The following is a 21386-nucleotide window of genomic DNA, read 5'->3' on the forward strand; positions in this document are numbered from 1 at the left end:
TTCTTTTGATACGCTAATGCGTGAGAATAATTATCATTGGAAGAAACGGATAACCGTTTCAATTACGGTATCTATTACGAAATCTATTACGCTATCGCTCTCATACCTGAAAGGATGAACGTAAAGTGCCGCACACCTATGGCTCAAGCTCTTATCTTACATTACCGGATGGCCGCAAGCTGCATTATATGAGTCAAGGAACGGGCTCCCCCATCGTCGTCTTCGAATCCGGCATGGGTTACTCCCGATCGGCGTGGGGATTGGTCCAGCCCCGCATAGCCGAACAAACGCAAGCTGTCGTATACGACAGATCAGGTTTCGGCAAGAGCACGCCGGATACCGCACCTCGGACGCTCGGCCGTATGGCGAGCGATCTCGGATACCTGCTGGATCATCTGGGACAGGGGCCGTTTATCCTTGTCGGACATAGCTGGGGCGGTCAGATCGTCCGGGCAGCCGCGGCGGCCAACCCTTCGCGCATTGCCGCTCTTGTGCTTGTCGATCCATCCGACGAACATTTCGAGCAATATTTCCATCCCACCACAGCCAAATATTTCGCCTTTATGCGTCGAATCCTCCCTTTCATGGCTCGCACCGGCCTGTACCGCTCCATGTCGAGCAAATATGGACGCGTGCAGCCAGCGGATGTCGCGGCGGATCATGTTCGCGAGGACTTCACCTTGCAAGCCGCCCGCACCTCCAATGCGGAGTCGCTCGCCTTTCTCGACGATCTGGCGAGAGTGCGTGCCAGACCGCCTAAGCTCGGCTCACTGCCGGTTACCATCATCTCAGGCACGCTCATCACACGCGCCGAGCGCAAGATGCGTCCCGCTATTATGGCCGCTCATCAGCAAACGGTAGATGAGCATGAGAATGGCCGCTGGGTACAAGCACCCGCTTCAGGTCATATGATCAATTTCTCCGAGCCCGGCATAATTATTGAGGAAATCCGATTAGCAGTCAACCAAGGTGAAACGGCTATCGCCGTCTTTGGCGGCGCAGCGCGTTTCATTCCGAGAATTCTAAGCTCAGATAAGATGCAAAAACTTATAAATTCTGGCGTGTAATATACTCCTTTTATAAAGGAAAATCCCCAGCGACTATCGAAGAAAGAAGCACCTGACGAAGAGCTTCAATCTAACCACCCACCACAGGAGGTTGAAGTCACATGGGGAAATCCCAACATATTCAAGGCTTAAAGGGAACAAAGTTCAGTCAACAACTGCGAGGTGTTAACCTGGAGCAAGTACTCATCGTAGCGATCGATGCGGCAAAGCTCCACCAAAAAGCACTCATATGCAATTATTTCGGCGACGTGATTGAGAAACCCTTCTTTTTTTCCGTCAGTCAATCCGGAATGAAACTCCTATACGACACGATTGAAAGAGCCATTCGAGACACGGAAGCCGTACGCTTGTTTCTTGGCATTGAAGCAACCGGCCACTACTACGAGGACATTGTCAGACAGATGACCATGCATGGGTACCACGTTCAAATTCTCAACGCCTACACGACCTCTGAAGAGCGTGCCAGCGCTCTTAGTTGGTGCAAAACCGATGACCTCGACCTCGTCGCCATTGCTCACGCCATTCGTAACAATAAAGCGACGGAGTATCGTTTAACGGAAGGCCTGCAAAGACAGTTGCGCGTCCTAACTCGTGCAAAGCGCTCAGAAATTCGCAAGCGTTCTAGCCTGCGTATGGAGATCCGAAACATCCTGGATATCGTCTGGCGAGAGTATCAAGGTTACGCCGAACACCAGAATGGAAGAGCTAAGAAAATAAAAGTGTTTAGCGACTTGTGGGGGAAAGCATCTCTCTACTTCATGGAGTACTACCCGCACCCCGCTCTCGTTTTGCAACTTGGTGAGATGGGGCTACGGAAGCTTTCCGTTCAGCACAACTTGAAGTTGCGTACGAACGCAATCGGCAAGCTGCTTCATGTGGCAAAGGAATCACTTGCCTCAGACGTGCAGACGCTCCGTCCCGAGCTCATGGTGCTACGTATGAAGCTACAGGACCTCCGCGCCTTCGATGCCAAAATCAATACGCTGGACAATGAGATTGAAAACCTGTTGCTTCAGACCGACGGTAGCTTACTCCTTACGGTTCCTGGACTCGGCGTATCCTTGGCGGCAGAGCTCTACGCGGAGATCGGTAATGTCTTGGATTATCAGCATGCCGGGCAACTCATCAAGAAGGCCGGTACCAATCCGATCGTCAAGCAGTCAGGCGGCGGCGCGGGCTCTTATCGCAAAATCTCCAAGCAGGGCAATACTCACTTACGCTATGTCACTTATCTAGCTGGGCGGAGCCTCTGCTTGCATAATGAGGACCTGAAGCCGTTTTACGAACGTCTCAGAAGCCGAGGCAAGCACGAACGCGCAACCTTTGTAGCAATGGGCAACAAGATGCTTAAGATCGCTTTTGCCATGTTACGCGATAAGCAGCCGTTCCATTCCTCCAAGCCAGCTTATCGGCTCGTGCAGGAAATCAACAAAAAGCTCGCCTTTAATTGCATGATCACATCAAGCGCTGCCTAGATACAAAGAAAAATGATGAAGTCGGTATGTCTGGGACCGAGGGAAGATCGGATCAAATTCTGGAGGCCCAGACCTCGTACTAAAGCGTTATCCACCTCGTCCTGTCAATGCGAATTGTACGTTAGAACAGCTATCTGCACTCAGCCAGATTGCATACAGGATTGAAACGAGGCTATTTCTTCAGATTCGAGACATACCGCTTTCGTCCACCGCTTTTCGTCAGTTGGTAACCCTATTTTTAAAATTCTACAGGTTAGGTGTGTTTGGGGTGCTCTAAAGTCCGTAAAAAGTAGTTGACATAGTACGCTTAGAATTGAACAAAGCCGAGCACTCGCCAGATAAACAATCTGGGGAGCTGCTCGGCTCTTTTGATGAAATGCAGGAAAGGAGTCGCCACATGAGAGTGATCGACTTTTCTATGCCGATTAGCGATGGCATGCCCGTGTAGCTACAACACTACAACACTACAAAGCTTCATCGCCCTGCGACCTCCGCAGCAGCTGATCCCGATATTCGCCAGGCGTCTGCCCCGTGTCCATCTTGAAGGCTTTGGCAAAGGATTGCACCGTCAAATATCCGACCAGATGCGCGACATCCTGAATTTTGTGTCCTGGATCACCGAGCAGCTGCTTGGCTCTCGTTATCCGCCGCTCGCTGATGGTATCCTTGATGGTCACGCCAGTCTCTTCCTTATAGATCTTGCGCAGATGGGACATGCTGATCGCAAACAAATCGCTTAACCGTTCAATTGACAAGTCATCAGCAAGATGGGAGTCGATATAATCGGAAACATCCGCAACGAGCTCCTTGTTCTTCATGCTTCGTTTCTGTTCCAATTGACCCAGAATCAGATCATATAAGGTTTGCATATAGCCCACCATGCTCTGCATCGTTTCCGATTCCAGCAAATCCGTATACCGAAGCTGCTGAATGACCGGCTGGAAACCGAGATTGGCGTCAATCTCATAGATACTCCTAAGTGAAGAGGAGAACAGCTGAAGGAAATATTGTCTGACAACCTCGATCTGGTTGGAATGATGCTCCAGCATATGCGCTTCAAATTCTAACAGACTGCTCGCGACACCTTCTCGGTTGCCCGTCTTGAAATACGTCAACAATTGTTTCTCGATCTTGAGCGGATACAACGCGATGCTCGGCTCCGACTTGACTCCGTTGTAGAAGATCACGTTATTGTAGCCGTAGATCAGCTTCTGACTCACCGCAGATTCTGCCTCCAGATAACATTCGCCCAGCTCCTCCAGTCCTTCGCGCAGCGAACTTACGCCGAAGGTCACCGTCATATTGGACACATCCTGCAGCGTTTTGTGCAAATTCCGGATCCAGCGATGGAGCTGGGATAACATCGATTCCGGCCCATCGCTCGGATTATCAAGGCTTAGCACCAGCAGCAGCTCATTGGATTCGTGCTCCAGCAGATAACCTTGATACTCCTGCTTGATGAATGCTTCCTCGCGAATATGTTCGGACATCCGCAGAACCAACTCATTGCGGACGGACTCATGCGTCTCTTGACTAAACTTCGCGAATCCGTCGAGCGAGATCAGAATGATCGCAAAGTGACCGGATGCGCGGAGCGGAACTTCGTAATAACGAAGGCGCTCCAACGTCCCCGCATCGGCTGGCTCGACACCGCTTGCAAGCCGGTACAGAAACTGCTCTTTGCGGTGGGTTTCGTATGCCTTGAGCAGAATCGTCAGATCCCGATTGTGATCGATAAGTCGATTCACTTTCGTTTCGAGCTGCGTCATCTCCTTGCCCCGCTCCGAGCCTGCCCCTGCCGAATTCACCCTGCGAAGCAACGATAATAGCCGGTTCACTGGATGGAAGATCCGCTTCGACAGCAAGAATGAACCAATGAGGCTAAGCACAATCGTAATGACACCAACGATGATAGTCGCCCTGCTCCATAGCTGCACACTCTTGGTAACCGACGACTTAGATACAGAATAAATGTACTTCCATCCGCTCGGCTCCGAAGTAATATAGCTTACGAGAGAATCAATCCCGTTGACCTTAGCAGACAAATTGCCTGATGGTCCTTCCAGCATGGAGAACTCCAGACCGCTCTCGGCTCCGAAAGTGAATGTATCCTCAGAGGACTTCTGCGACAGCACATGTCCTTCTTGATCGGTAATGATAAGGAAGGCATCTTGATTCGTGTTTAACGAATCCATGATTTTGACCAAAAAGTCGCTTTTTATATTCATCACAACATACGCGTAGGGAATTCCCCCATGTATGATCGGCAGCGTTTTCACAATCGTGATAACGTTATCATGCCGAGTCGACGAGATAGCGGGAAGCGAGCGAGTACGGACTAAAGACTCATCGATCCGTTCCCCTGCCAGCGACTCGGCAAACGCCTTGTCGGAGAATGCCGTCAGCGGAACGGCCCCCTGCATAGAAGACAGAATAAATTGCTCGCGAGGATAATGAATATACACTGAATGAATATAATCACTGGCTAGAACAACATTCTCAAGCCTCTGCTGAATCCTCAGCTGCATGATGATGTCCGAGCTGTCGTAATATTCCATGAAGTTTAAGAATGAGGAGTCGAGGAATACCGCCTCCATCGCTTTGTTGACCTCAGACAACACGATCTCCTGACCGTTCTTGAGAAGCTGAAGGGTATTGCTGCTCGTCTGGACAGCGTCCCGCCACAAGATATTGGATGACGAATAATACAGGGTAGCTCCCGTAATGGACGAAATTAGCAGCGACAGGGCAAGAAAATAATAGAAATATTCGAATAAGCTGCTCTGCATGAATCGCCATGACCTTCTCTCTCTCACTTGTCCGCCTCCTCTATGTCTTCGTGCTTGCCAGCCCGGGTCTATTTCGTCCATTATACTTGTTCGCTCCCTCTATTTGAAGACGACAATCCTCCTAAAACGTAACAGCCTAGAGCTGATAAGCGCGCCAAATGATTACTGCCGCTTCTCCTCGAGATGCCCATCGCTGTGGCCGCGCGGTTCCATCCTCGTAGCCGACAACCAAACCAATGGCTGCTGCTTCCTCAATAGCCAACGATGCCCAAGCTGATATATCGTTACCGTCGGAGAAGGATATCGTTTGCCCTTCGCTGCTTTCTAATAATGGGAGCTTGCCGGCTTGCTTCAGCCCCCTAATGAGCATCGTCGTCATTTCCTCGCGCGTGATCGGCTCATCGGGCGCGAACCGGCCATCCCCTCTTCCGGTCACAATACCGACTTGCCTTGCCGCAGCTACCGCTGCCGCATAATAAGAGTCGGAGGGTACATCGGCAAAGGACGTATCGGCGTTTAGCTGCTCGCCTTCCAGTCCTGCATAGCCTAATGCACGCATCCATAACGCAACAAATTCAGCTCTCGTTACCTGACGGTCAGGCGCGAATCGATCTTCGCTTACTCCGGTTGTCACATGAGCGGCCGTCATCTGCCGTAATGCGGGATATAACCAGTGCTGCGGAGACACATCAACATAACGTTTGTCGTACGCCAGCAACGAGTACGTTCCAGCATGATTCAACCGTGCTTCGATCTTCCCTTGCGCACGCTTCCACACACTTCGAATATATTGGGGAGCATCCACATCCGGCTCCCAATAATAGATACCGAGCAGCTCCGGCTCCTCATACCCTTCGTAAGAAAGCTGCAGCGTTACAGGTATATCGAACCGCTCTGGCGTGAACCTGTGCCCGGCTGAATCAACCCCGTAGATGAACAGCTCGACGAGCTCGCCAGCTTTCGTTAGAGGACCGTCCTCATCCGGCAATCCCATCCGCTTGCTTTCGGTATCTCCCCTTCCTCCATCAATACCAATCACGATCCGGTCGTACCGATTACCGTCTTGGCCCTCGAGCAGCGGCTTCAGCGTACCTGATGGGATGATCAATCGAACGCCCCCCGCTTCAATCTCAAGCTCCTGCCCCGACAGCATATGGAACAGAGCTGCATGAAGCTCTACCTGGTTCGCTTTCGCGGCTAGCTGCAGCTTCAGTCCGCTGCCGCCCTCCGCCGGCAACAAATCGGCAGCAGTCGCCTTCATGATCGTGGAGTCCTCGCCTCCAGGCACGACGCCGCCTGCGTCTTCATTGCCATTCTCGTTCCCGGATTCGCTATCTTCTATGACCGTTACAGCAGACTTGGCCGCAACCAATCTTCCGTTTGTGTCGAATCCTTTGACCGTCACCGCATAGCTGCCTGGCTGCAACGTCGTTGTCGCTTGAATCGCCGATCCAATCTGTTGATGGGGCACCTGCGTTCCATTGACCAGCACTTGAATCGTATCCGCCGCCACAGGAATTTCGCCTTGCACAAGATCGGCCGTAATCTCGACGGTGCCGGCAGTTACTTCTCCATTATGAACCGGAGAGAGATTAACAATCTTGCTGTAGAGACCCGAATCCGGCTGGGTATACACGCCGACATTACGGATTCTATACCCCACACTTGTGGCGGTCCGGGAATTGATTCCGATGCTGAACTCCCGAATTTGGTCGGGATCGAGATGGAAGTTATCATCCGGGTCGCCGAATGCCGCGAAGTCCGACCAAGGCATCTTAACGGATTGCCATCCCCCCGTCGGAGCGGCTCCACCTGCCGTAAAGTAACCCGCACCGTTGCGCTCATACATAAAGCTTCGGATCGTCACACCGTCGATTGGCTCAGGGAAGTACACCTCGAAGGTCAGCCCCTCCGAACCTGCAAAATCGGTGGATTCATCCAGTTCAAAGCTCGGGTACGTCCACTTGTCCCCGCTTCCGAACGTTATTTCGAATTGTGTCTCGCCCACCTCGGGAGCTGTCACCATATTGGTTGTGCCTGTGGAGTTGTTATCTCCCCACCGACTGGGATCGTCGTATCCAGGCACCAGCAAGCTAGGTATTGCAGGCAAATTCTCGTCGGATGCAATCAGCGTAATCGAGCGCGAAGTCTCCTCGCCGCCGAACATCCCCTGGAACACAACAGGGAACTTCACATCCGCGGCCACCGAAGCGCTGCCCGTCAGCTCAAAGGTCAACGTTTCCATGGAAAAAGGTGCTATCGTGACACTTTCTGCCTGCGAGGAAAAAGACCATCCTCCGTATGTCGTGCCCGTTACCTCTCCCGTCATCGCCGTTTCGTTAAAGTTATATACATCAACCTCTACTGTCGTCACTTCATCCTTATTGAGCAGATACCCCTTCGCCTTAGCCTTGGCTGCCGTAGCCTCCGGGTACTTCTGCACCAGCACCATTCGATCGGCCGCCGATAGTGCCGGCGAGAAAGGTGCTGGCTCGTCGAAGACAGGTTCGGTCAATCCAGGGAAGGTACCGGCTACACGAACATACTGCACATCCGGTCCGGCTTCGAGGACATAACCGCCTGCAGTTGCCTCCAGCACCTGTTCTCGTCCCATAATATCTGTCATTAACGCTTCTCCAACCGGAGCGGATATTGTCACGGGTACGCCGTTCTCGCTCCAGATGGCTGCAATGCTATCCTCTCCATCACGGAACACATGACTTACGACGCCTTCGGGCATACCGCTCAGCCCGCCCAAATAGATAGCTTCCCCTAGCGCATGCGTCATTGCAGCTTGGGCATTAATAACGGCATATGGCGTTGCCCTGGAGGAAAAACTTCCCCACGACATGCCGGTCTCCAGATAATAAGGGAACACAAACCAAAAATGTTTGTCTACCCCCGTAGCTATAGACCTGATCGTGGAGGTTGCCAAATATCGAGCTTGAGCTCGCAGCTGCTCCGCGGTCAGAATCTGTGAGCTGTCATGGAATTTCAGCGAGATTCCCGCTTCCGTGACATAGACGGGCTTGCCGGATAACTCATAATCCTGTATAAACTCCGTATTCGTAGCAAAGGTTGACGGCATATCCATCAGCTTCGTCGTTTCATTGTCATTGCGATGTCCATGGTAATTATAAATATCGATATAGTCCTCGATGTCATTCTGCACGAGTAGCTCCACGTAACCACCAGGCGGATAGGCGATACCGCCCAAAGCGACCTGCGTGCCAGTGCCCCCGTCCCTGGCTGCGATCGTCGTCGCTTTCAGGAAAGCTGCATATTGGTCTGCCGTTTCGCTCTCCGCTGTATACTGGATGTCCGGCTCGTTCCAGAACTCCCAGTCTGCTTGCGCACCATAGTGCTGTGCGGTGGTCTTAGCCAAGTTGTACGCATCCATCAGGCTTCTCGGCAAGTTTTTGCCGGTATCCTTCGCCCAAGGCGGTGCGATGTGATTAAGCCCCAGCACTCGAATCCCTTCGTCTTCGTAAGCTTCGGCATAGGGATCATATTTGGAGAAATCATAGGTGTCTTGAGCGCTGCTAATCGAATTCCAGTGCATCCGCTCACGCACGTAATCCACGCCTGTCAGCCTTACGGCTCTGGCATAGTTCGGAGCGTCGGCACTCGGGAACAAGGAGCCGCCTGCCACATCGATCGCGAACGGATGCGTCATGCCGGAACGGCGTTCGGAGCTGTTCATTACCACCGAAAAATATTCGCTGATCGAGCTATTATTCTGATCATCCCCGGCCATTATCGTATAATGTCCTCGTTCAAGCTGCGGCAAAGTCAGCTCAACATCCGCGACATTGTCCGTCAAGACGAGTTCGTCTTGCAGAGCGACATTGCCGTCGTAATCATACACGCTGTACGACACGGTATGACCACTGCTCGCGGAATCGGTGAAGCCGATCGTAAGCCGAATGTCGTCATCCTCTTCGAACAGATTGTTCGGCGCATTGCCGCGAATGCCCGTTAATCCCCATGGAAGCTTGGTCAGCTCCAGCTTGTCGAGGAAGAAGTACACACGTCCGTCTAAGGATCGTCCATCCATCGCTCGGAAGGAGATCGTATTAGCGCCTTCTTGGAGCGTAATGGGATTCAGCCTGTAACGGTGGAACAGGTTCGTTGGCGTCTGCAGTTCTCCGATCTTCGTCGCGCTCGAAGAATTGACACTCGCATAGTCGCCGTCGTTAATTTTGATTTGATACGGAGAGACATGTCCCGCCGCAATCGGCGATGCCACAATGACCAGTCCATATGTACCTGGGACCGGAGCGTTCACTTCAAAGTCCGCTACGTAACCGCCCGCTGGAATCGGCGTATTGGATGGGCTTTTGAAGAATAAAAAGTCGTTGCCGCTAAGCTCTGTGCTGCTTCCCCTCAGCGCGTCCCGCTCCGCCTTCGCTACCGGCGTCTGATTCACGCTGCTGTAATGCTCGCCTTCGATCGTTATCACACCCGCAGCTTGTACGTCAATTGTCCCCTCGTCCGCATAAACCGGAAGCGCTTGCAAAACTAATGTCACAACCATAAACCAAATGATCGACATTCGTCTCATCCCGTCAAACCCTCCTCTATTATCGTCCGGGCATGGCCCGGATTACTTCGGCCATTCCCAGTTAAGCAAATCCTTGCTCCAGGCTATCCCAATCGAGGCGTGCGTATCGAATAATACGCTTTCGTCCTGGGGTCCGCTGCCATGGAAAAACATCACGAATGCCTCTATGTCTTCTACATGACGCAAATCGATGACGAAGCCGGCCGTGATCCTGCCTTTTGCCCACTCCCAATCCTTCTGCCCGAGCGTTATAAGCCATTCGTCCTCCCGCCACTCCGATAGATCGGTGGAACGCATGACGCCGATGCCGTTCTCCGGCGAATGGAACATGACATATTCCCCTTCATGACGGATCACGCATACATTCTCTCCCGCCTCCCGGCTGCCGCCGTATGTCCATTCCTTCAAATCGTACGAGCGCGAGAAGCTGACGCCATTCTGCTTGTAGAAGCAATACCATTCGCCGGGGCTGCCGACATTCTCCACCCAATACGGATCGATCATACGACCCATCTCGCCAACGTCCGTCTCTCGCCCTTTGACTAGAAGCAGTTCGGGCTCCGACCAATGGCGTAAATCCGCGCTCTCCATCGTCCATAGCCTGCAGTCTGCGTTACCGTACTTTTCTCCATTCGGTCGCGGATAGGTTTGGAGGCACATCCGCCACTTACCTCCGTGGTACACAACATTGCCTGGACTCGAAAAGTTCAATCCCTGATCCCTCCGCGTCAATAGGCGGGGCTCGCTCCACTGCTTGAGATCCATGCTTTCACTCGCCGCCGCGTAGAGATACACCCCTCCGTCCGGCTCCGTCTCCACCAGCGTGAAGTACAGATACCAGATACCGTCATGATAGACGGCGCAAGGATCGCGATAGGCTCTCTTGTCATCGCCTTGGAGCAGGATCGGGGAGGTCACTGCATGTAACTTCATTCGTTTCCTCCCTTCTGATGGCATGGCAAAGGTCGAGGACCGTCTCCGGTCCCCTTCCCTCGCTGACTCGTATATTAAATGCCGGATTCCAGCTGCGTTCCTTTAAGCTCGTTGTACTTCTTGATCGCGGAATCAAACACCGTTTGGCCGCCCTTCTTCTTCCAGCTCTCAACGTATGCGTCCCACTTATCCAGCGATTCTACGCCGGTAATGAACTTAATAATCATTTCTTCTTCGTATTTGGCAACATCGGCGCCATACGTCTTGTATTCATCCGTAAGCGGAATGCCGTAGAAGATATCTTGATATAACGTGTAGCTTGCAGCGGCGTTAATGAAGCGATTGTTTTCGATTTGGATCGGATCCTCGCTCGCATTATTAACATTGTTAACGAGATCCACCCTCGAAACGATCTGGCTTAGCGGATCCAGCCACTTCTCGTCATATGCCTTCTGACCTTCTTCCGTTCTTGGAGCGGTAGCGGATGTATAATGCGTATCCTTGATACCGAATCTTGCTAGCTCCCAGCCTTCTTCCGTTGCCAAATAATCGAGGAACTTAATAGCTTCCTCCGGATTTTTGGACTTGGCAGAAATCGCTACAGAAGCGCCAATGTTACCGAATGAGAACATGCCGCTTTTGCCATCTGGACCAGTCAGAGCAGGTTGAATCGGCTCCCACTTTGCTTCCGGTACGATCTCGTTCATCTTCAACTGCATCACGAGCTGCTGCGGCGCGATGGACCACCAGGCGTTAAAGTAGCCGATCTTGCCTTGCGCGGCCTTCTGCTGCGCCTGATCCGCTTTGATCGTAAAGATTTCCGGATCGATAACCTTCGCGTCCCATAACCGCTTGATATATGTGATCGCTTCTTTGTATTCGGGAGATACCGCTACAGGCACGACTTGATTGTCCTTCTGGTAGCTTGGCATCGGCGTGCTGCCGCCGATAAAGCCAGGCGCGATTCCGAAGGCACCGAAGATAGGCATAAAGGATTCGCTGTACGTATTGGTTACGCCCATGCCGTACGTATCGTTATTGCCGTTCTTATCCGGATCGTCGAACGTAAACGCCTTGAGCATTGCCTCGAATTCGTCCAGATTCGCAGGCATCTTAAGTCCCAACGTCTCCAGCCAGTCCATACGCACAACCGGCACTTCCTTGCCTGCCGTGTTCTCATACGGAATGACGAATTGTTTGCCTTTATATTTGGTCAGATCCCACAGCTCTGCGGGAATGGCCTTCTTCAGATTAGGACCATATTCGTCCAGATACTCAGTCAGATCCAGGAACAGACCTTGGTCCGCGAAGTTCTGGTAATCAAACGCGCTAAGACGGCTAATGTCAGGAATATCGCCTGAAGCTGCGAGTACATTGAATTTGCTAGTGAAATCATTATTAGGATGCATCGAGACATCAAGCTTCACATTCGTACGCGTCTCAAGCTCCTTCGTACCCGGATTATCTGACTTCCAGACTCGGCCGAGATCCGGCTGAATGATCGAGATGGTCGTTGGTGCTTTCTTTGTTTCCCCATCCGCCGGTTTGCCTGCATTCGTCTCTGCCGGTTCATTCGAGTTGCCTCCGCTGCAGCCAGCCAGCAACGCGACGGTCAGCAGGGATGCGCCAACCGCATTCAAACGGGATTGTGTATTCGATTTCATTGTGATCTCCCTTTCTGTTTATGTTATCTATTATAAGCCAAATGGCTCACAACCACAGTGATTAACCCTTTACAGAGCCGACCATGACGCCTTGCACGAAGAATCGCTGCAAGAACGGATAGACCATGACGATCGGCAACGTTGACATCATAATTGTAGCGGCGCGTACGGTCTCCACAGGTGGAGGCAGGCTGTCGCCGTCCAATTGATCGATGGCGAAGCTGTACATTTTGCGCAAAATCAACTGAAGCGTGGAGAGGTCGGGATCGTTAATATAGATCACGACGTTAATGTACTCGTTCCAGTGACCCACGCCATAGAACAGCGCAAGCGTTGCAAATATCGGCAGAGACAGCGGCAGAATGATGCGTACCAGTATACCGAGCTCCGAGCAACCATCGATGCGGGCCGATTCCCGCAGCTCGGACGGGATGCCCTGGAAGAAATTGCGCATCAGTATCAGCAGCCACGCGCTGATTGCGGAGGGAAGCATGAGCGCCCAGACGGTATCCACGAGATGGAGGGAACGTACAACCAAATAGGTAGGGATCAGCCCTCCGCTGAATAACATCGCGATCAACACCATCGTCATCATCGCGTTTCTGCCGGGCAGATCGCGATTCGAGAGCACATAGGCGCCCAGCGCCGTCATCACTAAGTTAATTAAGGTGCCAACAACGGTGATAAAGATGGTGACGCCGTAAGCATTCAGCAGGCCTGAATATTGGAGCACGTACTTGTAACTGTCCAAGTGAATCGATTTCGGGAACAGCAGTACGCCGCCGCTTGCCACGATATCTTTCATATTGGCGAACGAGACGAACAGGACGTTCAGGAACGGGAATAATGTAGATAGGCTAAACAACACCAACACAAACCAGATTACATAATCGACTAGAGAGGCTTTGCCCATCTTCGGGCTCGATGTTGGACTTACCATATGCCGCCCTCCTCATCCATTTTTTTGGCCAAATAATTCGCCAGCAGCACAAGCGCCACCGCGATTACAGAACGGAACAAACCGACTGCAGTCGCATAACTAAAGTTATTCGTATTCAGCAGACCCACTCGGTAAATGTAGTAATCGAGCACTTCCGCGACCGAGGATACTTGTGGATTGATCATGACTAGAATTTGCTCGAAGCTGACGCTGAGCAGTCCGCCGAGACTTAGAATAAACATGATGCTGATGACGCTGCGAATGCCCGGAAGCGTAATATGCCACAGCCGCTGCCAACGGTTAGCGCCATCAATCGAAGCGGCTTCATATAAATTCGGATCTACCCGGGTCAGCGCCGCTAAGAAGATAATCGCGCTCCAGCCCATCTCCTTCCACATCGCGCTTCCGACGAACATGCTGCGGAAATATTCGGTAGAGGATAAGAACGGCAGCGTCTCGCCTGTTGCCGATTTCATAATGGCATTCACGAAGCCGCTTTCCGAGAAAAAGTTGTACATAAGCCCGTACACGACGACCCATGACACAAAGTGGGGCAAATACGATACGGTTTGGAATATGCGCCTCCATTTGACGAACCGCATTTCATGAAGCAAGACCGCGAATAGGATCGGCGCCGGGAAACCGAACAAGATTCGGTAGAAGGCGAGCACTAACGTATTGCTGAACACGATCCAGAAATCTCCGTTATCGATAAATCGTTTGAAGTGCGCCATCCCCGCCCAAGGACTGCCAAAGACACCGTCCAGGAAGTTGTAGTTTTTGAATGCGATTACGACCCCTGCCATCGGCGCATAATGAAAGATCGCATAATAAGCGATGACCGGGATAAACAAGAGATAAAGCGCACCGTAACGCCTCATCACATCGAGGAAGCGCTTTCTCTTTGGCCGTTGACGGATACTGGAATCGCCAGCGTGTGCATATTTCTGCATGTTTTGACTTGCCAGTGATTTCAAGTTTGTTCCACTCCTTTATGTCTCGTATGTCCGAAAGCGGTTTCACTCACCGCCTTCGCTGCTCCCCTGTATAATCACATGCCCATCCGATATCGGGCTAGCGGAGAAAGCGCTTTTTTGAGCGATTTTCGCTGATTCGGCAGAATGGATAACGATAAGCTATTTGGTTCATCACCTGCCCTATGACACAAAAAACCGAGCAAATACGGGGTATAATCCCGTATTTGCCCGGTCTTGAGAGTCGAACACCGTAGACAACTAAACAAATAGAGACCGAATGACACCATTGTGCAATTCGGTCTCCAGGTAAGCTGCTTATGCCTAGAATTGATTAAGCGAGAGGCGCAGCATGATGACCCGCCGTCTGGAACGTTCCGCCATCCGCAATATCTGTGCCAAATGGATATTTACTGCCGTCATATGGAGCCTGTGGCATAGCTTTGGGCTTAGGCTCAGGACCTGCGATGCTAAGAATCCAAGCCCCGTACAAACGGCCGAGACCTCTAAACAACATGGGGAGCAGCAGCGCGAATACCAAACCAACTCCGCCAGCGATCCAAGAGCGCTGGGCCGACGTCAAGTCCAGGTTCAGCAATTTGTCCAGCCACCATGAATGCGCAAATAAATCGAATTCGAACAATCGCATACTCACCTCATAAGCTGCAGGCGAGAGAAGCACCGCAAGCACGGTAACGGGCAGCACGATGGCAAAGGTGAAGGCCGCGACGCCAATTGGCAGCTGCAGCAACCCGAACAGAATACCTCGGTATGATCTCCCATCTTTCATGACGGATACCAGCCAGGACCGCCAGCCCTGTCTTTGCCCCGCATCTGTACCCGCGTGAGCCGTTTCGACCGGATACTCCTTTCCTTGGAGCCACGAGATCACCGTTTTTGTTTCGTCTACCATCATCGTACGGGATAGAACCAATGTCGCGGCGAGCAATGGCACGCCGAGCAGAAATATAGATAGCGGGAGGCTTACGGACAATCCAGCAACTACGATAACGAATGCCGCAATTCCCTTTGGAAGCGATAGAATCAACATTCTCCATGCCAGCAAAGCGCTTGGTTTCCTCATGAACATAACCACACTTTCTTGATTTGTTGCTCTAATTGTAGCCTGTTCGCATGAGGGTTAACCTCCTTCTCTCGGATGGAATCGAAGCCGGACCTAAGTCCAGTAAGGCCCAGTTACGTTCAGGTGCCTGCCAAGAAGGAGAACTTACAGATGCAAATGATCATCGTTGATCGTTGATGACGAAACCACTGGGTGGACAGTCTATCCACAACGAAGCCATGGCACCCGCTTGGCATCGAAACCGCTCATTAAGCGTACTCCGCGCAAAAAACATACAACGATGATCGAGAAGTGGAATCTGCTCCGTCAATCCGAGCTGGAGACCTTCAACAAAATCATCTATGGCAAGCTGCCGGCAGACGCCTTCGACGAGTTCGTTGCCAGCTGGAACGCAAACGGCGGCGAGCAAGTAACGAAAGAAGTCAACGAATGGTTTCAATCGGTGACGCAATAATCTACATCCTGTAGGTTATTCGTAGAAAAATTAAGTTTTAGACTGACAATGCTTCATTAAGCTCACGGGTAGTTATCTTGAGAAAGTTCTTGACTAAGGTGACGGGAAAGAGTAATATCTATCCAATATCTGTAAATCAATGATGGGACAAAAGTAAATCTTTAAACTCTTTACAGGAAAGGGTTTCATGACTGAGAAAACCCTAGAGTACTGATTGAAAATGCCTGTTCCAGAGTATGGCTAATACCCATCGGTTTGACCCGTTATAGTCAATTAAGGTGGCTGTGTGAAAATACAGCAACCTGGGTGGTACCGCGATTAATATCGTCCCAGAGCATTTGGCTTTGGGGCGTTTTTTATTTTGGGAGGAGTCTATATGATATTAGAAAAAGTTATAAAAAGAATTTTAATACAAAGTGAATACAAGGATTTTGTTGATAAGTATATAGATAATATACTTGCAGAATTTAAAGGTAAGATTCATAGCATTTATATGTGTGGCTCGATTCCAAAAGGAACTGCTATACCTTTTAAGTCAGATGCAGACTTTACTATTGTATGTGTAAATCCCAAAGATATTGATTACGAAAGATTGTCAAATATTAAAGACAAGATGTTGAAGGAATACCCCTTATTAACTAAGATTGATACGACAATTTGCTCGATTGACGATGTATTAAGTAAACCAAATGATTGGGGCTTTTGGGTAAAGATAATTTGTGTTTGCATATATGGTCATGACGTTGGTGAAAAAGTACCACCGATAATTATTTCTCCAGCGTTCATTTTAGGCTTAAATACAGAGACCAAGAAGGAAGTAGATCGTATACATCGTTTACTTTCTGATGCTAGTGATAACACAATGAAGAATAGATATATTAAAGGTTACTCTAAAAGATTAATTCGCGCATTATACTCTTTGGTTTTAGAAGATACAGGTGTATGGCAAGATGACATTATTATGATGAAGAATTCCATATTAAACCATTGTGAGATTGCCCCCGCTTTAGTTGATTATCTGTATGCTTGTTACTTGGATAGTAATAATGTACTTGTTGAAGAGTTTATGGGGATTGCAGATGAAGTATATAGCTATTTTGAGAACGCGTTAAATGCAATGGCTGCTTCCAGAACTTCCTTCGACTAACACCATATTGACGCTTCGGGTCACTCTGAGAAGCGAGTGACCACATCCAGCCCCCTAAGCCCGTCGGGACGTCACTGCATTAGGTGTTCGGCAAGCCTCACAACTATAAGCAGCGACTCTAATTAAATTAAAACATAAGAGTATTCTAACGGGATATGATAGCATTGAATAGCGGCAGTCTAGAACTTTATTTTCTTCAGATACTTATTGGCTTTTCTGGGAGTACAAACAAAGAAAGCCGTGATTGTCGTCACGGCACTCGGCACTTTTTTGCGTATTACGTTATAACGTGTTATATACATTTTCGCATTCCTGTGCGGTCGGCTCGTAGAAGCAGTGTTTCTTCCATCTCCCCGCGAATGGCTGATTGTACCAGGTCGGCGGACAAGGTCCGGGATTGTCGAACGATCCGGGGCGGAAATACCAAAGCGAAAATTTGCCTGGCCAATGTCTTTCCCCGTTCACAGATCGTTGCGCCAAACGGCGTTCCCTCTCTCGCGCGTTCTGGTAGTACAACCCATGCTGCAATGCTTCGAACGCATGCGCTTGGTTAATCATTTGAGGAATCGTTCGGAGTTCTTTAAAATCGGAGCAATTTGCTCTTATTCGATTAATGCCTACATTTCCAACTAGAAGCATGCCCATTTCGCCTTCGGTTTCAGCCTCTGCACGGAGCAACCTTGCCAACATATCAATGTCCTGTTTCCTGGCTTTTACGACTGCCATTGGCTCACCTCTTTAGATTTCTAAACTTATCATATTAGGGCTGCAGCGGAAGTGTTACCCTCGGACGATTCGAACTACGGAGATTGCGAAATACTTTCTATAAAAAAAGGGCGCAAGGAGGCACCGAAACGCCTTCCCTGCTCCCTCCGCAGTCTGCTTATTCATTTTGCCCCGGATACTACCGTTGCACGATTTGAATGAGATTTCCGCAAGTATCGTCAAAGATAGCTAAAGTAAGATCGCCCATTGTAGTCGGCTCGATGGTAAATCGCACGCCTTGCTCGACCAATCGTTTATGCTCGGCATGAATATCTTCGACTCCGAACATCGTAGCCGGTATACCGTCCGCGACCAGCTTCTTCATATATTCCTTTGCCGCAGGATGCTCATCCGGTTCCAGCAACAATTCGATTCCGTCTTGAGCTTCGGGAGAAACAACCGTGATCCACCTGTGAGCTCCGACCGGAATATCGTGTTTCTTCACAAAGCCAAGTATATCGGTATAAAACGTCAACGCTTTGTCCTGATCCTGTACGAACAAACTAGTCACTATGATCTTCATAAAAATGATCCTCCTTATATTGAGCAATTCTCGTCCTCTAACCTTACCTATCTAATCTGCCTTACGTTAATCTAACCATCCTTTCAACAAATCTTTAAGGGGGTCATTGTTGAATTGAATGACTCGAAACTTCCCCTTTTTCTCCGTCCTCACAAGCCCCGCATGCTCTAATGCGGCAAGATGCTTAGCTATTGCTTGCCGCGAAATCGCGATCTGGTGCTTCATGATAAGACGCGCCGTAAGCTCGTACAAAGTCAGTTCTTTGCGCTCAGCCAACTCATCCAGCATCAGTCGCCGAGTCGCATCGCCAATCGCTTGGAATATGGCATCCTTGTCCTCATTCATATCCCGATTATACGCAACTCATGGATTGCATGTCAATATACGCAACTCTTTAGTTGCGTAATGATGATTGACCTATCACGTAATGTCCAAGCTTGCAGTTATAATCGTTTTGTGATCTGCTCCTAACCTGCGCAACAACGCTAAAAAGCGAAGCAGGGTTAGTTCTCCCCGCTCCGCCTTTTGGCCCGCGCTAATGACTTATTCTGCTGACTGTTCTTCTAGTTGATCCGCAATATCCTCGATTTGTCCCATTACGGAGATCGGATCAGAGAAGTAGAAGCTATAACCGTCGATTTCGTACAATCGGTTCTGCTTCACGGCATCCAGTGAACCCCAGATCGGATCGCTGGCAAAATCGTAGGCTTCGCTCTTCTTATTAATCGCCATGAAGATATGGTCTCCTGCATATTGAGGAATAAGTTCGTTCGATACCGTTAGCCAGTCGATCGCCGGATCGATATCGCGGGTCACATTTTCATTCATCGGCAAGCCCAGATGCCCGTGGAACGTACGCCCTGTAAATGCGCTGCCATAGCTCGTTCATTTGTTCGAGCAGCACGTACAGCATACCCGGTTGTGCAGGAACAAAATGGTACTCCGATGCAAACGGATTGCAAGTCCGCATCTTGTCCATCAAGTCGGGCGGCAGATCCCGGGTCATCTCCGTTTATAGTGGAGAATATAATAATCAAGGCCGTCTCCACCGGCGCTGAGCTCCATTCGACTAAGGGGCGGCACGTGGTAAATACTCATGCGGGCAGGAGAAAAAATTCGATTATTGAGCAACATCCGCGCGCCGCCGCTGCTTACGCAGAAAAATCCGCTAGTTGGAAAAGAAATGCCTACGCTTTGCGCGCCTGGCAACAACGATTGTTTGGCCAGTCTGATAATTCGAATGTGAGCGTAGGACCACAAGGTTAGATGTTCATTGTGCGGCAAGGATAGATCCACTTTCAATCACCTCCAGTAGGCATCTATTCAAACCAAAAGCAGCCCTCGGGCTGCCTTTGGTCTGCACTCAGGAATAGCGTGTTCCACTTACTGGTTCGTCATAACCTTTACAAGCTCATCTAGCAATCGATCTCTCGTAATCGGATCGTCGAAGTTCCAAGAGCTGTTCATGATATACACTTGTTTATTCTTAACGGCGTTAATCGTCCCCCAGATCGTGCTGCTGAACAATTTATCCGTTGCCGCCGTTGTTTCATCCGTTTCGTCCGTTAACACAAACAACACGTCGCCCGCATAATCCGCGATCACCTCGGAGGAGATAACAGCGAATCGCTCGAGAACAAAATAAGATCCGGATCAAGCGCCGTCACGCTCTCCCAATTCGCCGGGTAGGCGATATCCTCGATGCCGCCGAGCAGATCAGGACATGTTCTGTCAAGGGTCGAGGCATTCGTTAAGTCCAATCCCGCTGCAGCAATGAAATCTCGTTCAAGTCACCCGCAGGGACTGCCAAACCGGATCCAAATGCGCGTTGCTAAGCAAATGCAATTTTCTATTAAAGATAAACAATATCGCGGGCGGCCGCAGCCGGAGATACAAATTGAAGCAAATGGGCCGCCTCCACAGACAAAGCTTCTTGCTCTTGCCCGGTGAGTGCTCGAAAAGGCTCCATATACAAAACAGACCGCTCACGCTCGGTTGAGATCTTCCAGGTCCCAGCAACGAAACCATCGATGAGAATGGTTGCACGAATGATACCGTTCGCTGTAAACACACGTTTACGGTACGCTTCATCCATAATCCGGTTGCGGTCCACGTAAGACAGAAGCATATTGTCAAACTCGCCAAGAAATCGTGGCGAGGAGGGCGTATCCGCAGCAGGCCGAGGCGCATCCGGCAGATCAAATAATACCTCGCCTTTTTCGTTTCTGAACGTGATCAAATGCTGCCGAAGCCATGCGAGATGCTCATGGATCCGAGTAAGTCCCGACCATACCTGCATATCCTTGACCGTAGCCGGACCAAATGCCGCCAAATATCTCCGAATAATCCATTCCGGCTCAAGCGGCGCAGAGAGAGCCCGACCAAGCCATACTTCAACTGACGTATGTACAGCCTGGCCGCTTTCTCCCCATATGCCCCGAGGCGGCAGCTGAACAAGCGGGATTCTGTTCCGAACTACCGCTGCTGCAGCCTCCGGACTGAGCCCGGGCCATTGCTCGCTCAGTCGCAAACCCAATTCGCTCGATGTCATCGGCTCCTTCTCGACCCATGCCCTTCCGGCTGCAGCAAGCGCTTCCTGATCTATTGCTTGGAGTTGCTTGCCGAAGGCCCCCTTCAAGCTGCGGTCCATTACGGGCTGCAGCAAGGGGCGCAGCAACAGAGCATCCTGTGCGGAGACCAGGTGTAACGTCGAACGCATGAGCGCCATGCGCACAACCTGTCTCTCTCGCAGCAACTGGGACAGTTCCTCATGCCGAAAAGCTTCTATTCGCGACCATAAGCCCAAATATGGTGCGTTTGGCGCTTGCGCCTGCATGCCAACAAGGTTCTCGATAACATCCGCGACCGGGAGCCTCACACGGCTAAGCAGCATTTGCCTTGCCAGCAGCGCACGATTCAATTCACGATTGGTAAGGATATCATCAGGATCATTAGCGTTAGCTTCCTCGTGGGTTCGCACCTTTTTCACCGCTTTCATGTGACCAGC

General features: G+C 50.6%; 18 protein-coding genes. 4 read left to right on the forward strand and 14 right to left on the reverse strand.

Annotated features, from left to right (window positions below; genetic code table 11):
* Nucleotides 1-125 precede the first annotated feature (125 nt).
* A complete protein-coding gene (locus ACX1C1_RS03370) occupies nucleotides 126-1067 on the forward strand; it encodes an alpha/beta fold hydrolase (protein ID WP_458955757.1) in 942 nt (313 codons plus the stop codon).
* A gap of 101 nt (nucleotides 1068-1168) precedes the next feature.
* Entirely contained in the window at nucleotides 1169-2542 is a 1374-nt protein-coding gene (locus ACX1C1_RS03375) for an IS110 family RNA-guided transposase (RefSeq protein WP_458952756.1), read from the forward strand.
* A 464-nt stretch (nucleotides 2543-3006) separates the two neighbouring features.
* Here ACX1C1_RS03375 and ACX1C1_RS03380 read toward each other — a convergent pair whose 3' ends face one another.
* The 7 genes from ACX1C1_RS03380 to ACX1C1_RS03410 all read right to left on the reverse strand — a co-directional run bounded on the left by ACX1C1_RS03380 (nucleotide 3007) and on the right by ACX1C1_RS03410 (nucleotide 15490).
* Nucleotides 3007-5358, reverse strand: coding sequence for a helix-turn-helix domain-containing protein (locus tag ACX1C1_RS03380; RefSeq protein WP_458955758.1), 2352 nt, complete (start codon nucleotides 5356-5358; stop codon nucleotides 3007-3009).
* Between the two features lie 109 nt (nucleotides 5359-5467).
* Nucleotides 5468-9895: an S-layer homology domain-containing protein gene (locus tag ACX1C1_RS03385; RefSeq protein WP_458955759.1), complete on the reverse strand. Its 4428-nt coding sequence runs from the start codon at nucleotides 9893-9895 to the stop codon at nucleotides 5468-5470.
* Nucleotides 9896-9937: 42 nt separating this feature from the next.
* Entirely contained in the window at nucleotides 9938-10828 is an 891-nt protein-coding gene (locus ACX1C1_RS03390) for a glycoside hydrolase family protein (RefSeq protein ID WP_458955760.1), read from the reverse strand.
* Between the two features lie 74 nt (nucleotides 10829-10902).
* Entirely contained in the window at nucleotides 10903-12492 is a 1590-nt protein-coding gene (locus ACX1C1_RS03395; RefSeq protein ID WP_458955761.1) for an extracellular solute-binding protein, read from the reverse strand.
* 61 nt (nucleotides 12493-12553) lie between these two features.
* The gene (locus ACX1C1_RS03400) at nucleotides 12554-13432 is read right to left on the reverse strand and encodes a carbohydrate ABC transporter permease (RefSeq protein ID WP_458955762.1); all 879 of its coding nucleotides are present in this window, start codon (nucleotides 13430-13432) and stop codon (nucleotides 12554-12556) included.
* The gene (locus ACX1C1_RS03405) at nucleotides 13426-14409 is read right to left on the reverse strand and encodes an ABC transporter permease (protein WP_458955764.1); all 984 of its coding nucleotides are present in this window, start codon (nucleotides 14407-14409) and stop codon (nucleotides 13426-13428) included. Before ACX1C1_RS03405 ends, ACX1C1_RS03400 begins: the two co-directional genes overlap by 7 nt.
* 331 nt (nucleotides 14410-14740) lie before the next feature.
* On the reverse strand, nucleotides 14741-15490 hold the full coding sequence (locus tag ACX1C1_RS03410; RefSeq protein WP_458955765.1) for a sensor domain-containing protein: 750 nt from the start codon (nucleotides 15488-15490) through the stop codon (nucleotides 14741-14743).
* Between the two features lie 229 nt (nucleotides 15491-15719).
* Here ACX1C1_RS03410 and ACX1C1_RS03415 point away from each other — a divergent pair, with 229 nt between their 5' ends.
* The gene (locus ACX1C1_RS03415) at nucleotides 15720-15944 is read left to right on the forward strand and encodes a hypothetical protein (RefSeq protein WP_458955766.1); all 225 of its coding nucleotides are present in this window, start codon (nucleotides 15720-15722) and stop codon (nucleotides 15942-15944) included.
* A gap of 376 nt (nucleotides 15945-16320) precedes the next feature.
* Nucleotides 16321-17091, forward strand: a complete 771-nt coding sequence (locus ACX1C1_RS03420) for a nucleotidyltransferase (RefSeq protein ID WP_458955767.1) — start codon at nucleotides 16321-16323, stop codon at nucleotides 17089-17091.
* Nucleotides 17092-17373: 282 nt separating this feature from the next.
* On the opposite strand, the gene ACX1C1_RS03425 is transcribed toward ACX1C1_RS03420, so the two are convergent.
* From ACX1C1_RS03425 to ACX1C1_RS03455, 7 genes are all read right to left on the reverse strand, one after another.
* A complete protein-coding gene (locus ACX1C1_RS03425; protein WP_458955768.1) occupies nucleotides 17374-17817 on the reverse strand; it encodes a cell wall hydrolase in 444 nt (147 codons plus the stop codon).
* A gap of 178 nt (nucleotides 17818-17995) precedes the next feature.
* Nucleotides 17996-18379 (reverse strand): VOC family protein, encoded by a 384-nt coding sequence (locus ACX1C1_RS03430; protein ID WP_458955769.1) that lies wholly within the window; start codon nucleotides 18377-18379, stop codon nucleotides 17996-17998.
* Between the two features lie 66 nt (nucleotides 18380-18445).
* Nucleotides 18446-18724, reverse strand: a complete 279-nt coding sequence (locus ACX1C1_RS03435; RefSeq protein ID WP_458955770.1) for an ArsR/SmtB family transcription factor — start codon at nucleotides 18722-18724, stop codon at nucleotides 18446-18448.
* A gap of 198 nt (nucleotides 18725-18922) precedes the next feature.
* On the reverse strand, nucleotides 18923-19213 hold the full coding sequence (locus ACX1C1_RS03440; RefSeq protein ID WP_458955771.1) for a hypothetical protein: 291 nt from the start codon (nucleotides 19211-19213) through the stop codon (nucleotides 18923-18925).
* A gap of 168 nt (nucleotides 19214-19381) precedes the next feature.
* Complete coding sequence (locus ACX1C1_RS03445) at nucleotides 19382-19675, reverse strand: hypothetical protein (RefSeq protein WP_458955772.1); 294 nt, start codon at nucleotides 19673-19675, stop codon at nucleotides 19382-19384.
* A gap of 87 nt (nucleotides 19676-19762) precedes the next feature.
* Entirely contained in the window at nucleotides 19763-19996 is a 234-nt protein-coding gene (locus ACX1C1_RS03450) for an ABC transporter substrate-binding protein (RefSeq protein ID WP_458957582.1), read from the reverse strand.
* Nucleotides 19997-20231: 235 nt separating this feature from the next.
* Nucleotides 20232-21377, reverse strand: coding sequence for a winged helix DNA-binding domain-containing protein (locus tag ACX1C1_RS03455; protein WP_458955773.1), 1146 nt, complete (start codon nucleotides 21375-21377; stop codon nucleotides 20232-20234).
* Between the last annotated feature and the right edge of the window lie 9 nt (nucleotides 21378-21386).

The organism is Paenibacillus sp. strain BS8-2 (assembly GCF_054483835.1).

Bases quoted from the DNA above. Each gene is read 5' to 3' on its own strand.
- ACX1C1_RS03375 (WP_458952756.1), top strand. From the start codon at position 1,169: ATGGGGAAATCCCAACATATTCAAGGCTTAAAGGGAACAAAGTTCAGT.
- ACX1C1_RS03385 (WP_458955759.1), bottom strand. From the start codon at position 9,895: ATGAGACGAATGTCGATCATTTGGTTTATGGTTGTGACATTAGTTTTG.
- ACX1C1_RS03390 (WP_458955760.1), bottom strand. From the start codon at position 10,828: ATGAAGTTACATGCAGTGACCTCCCCGATCCTGCTCCAAGGCGATGAC.
- ACX1C1_RS03395 (WP_458955761.1), bottom strand. From the start codon at position 12,492: ATGAAATCGAATACACAATCCCGTTTGAATGCGGTTGGCGCATCCCTG.
- ACX1C1_RS03400 (WP_458955762.1), bottom strand. From the start codon at position 13,432: ATGGTAAGTCCAACATCGAGCCCGAAGATGGGCAAAGCCTCTCTAGTC.
- ACX1C1_RS03410 (WP_458955765.1), bottom strand. From the start codon at position 15,490: ATGAGGAAACCAAGCGCTTTGCTGGCATGGAGAATGTTGATTCTATCG.
- ACX1C1_RS03420 (WP_458955767.1), top strand. From the start codon at position 16,321: ATGATATTAGAAAAAGTTATAAAAAGAATTTTAATACAAAGTGAATAC.
- ACX1C1_RS03425 (WP_458955768.1), bottom strand. From the start codon at position 17,817: ATGGCAGTCGTAAAAGCCAGGAAACAGGACATTGATATGTTGGCAAGG.
- ACX1C1_RS03430 (WP_458955769.1), bottom strand. From the start codon at position 18,379: ATGAAGATCATAGTGACTAGTTTGTTCGTACAGGATCAGGACAAAGCG.
- ACX1C1_RS03435 (WP_458955770.1), bottom strand. From the start codon at position 18,724: ATGAATGAGGACAAGGATGCCATATTCCAAGCGATTGGCGATGCGACT.
- ACX1C1_RS03455 (WP_458955773.1), bottom strand. From the start codon at position 21,377: ATGAAAGCGGTGAAAAAGGTGCGAACCCACGAGGAAGCTAACGCTAAT.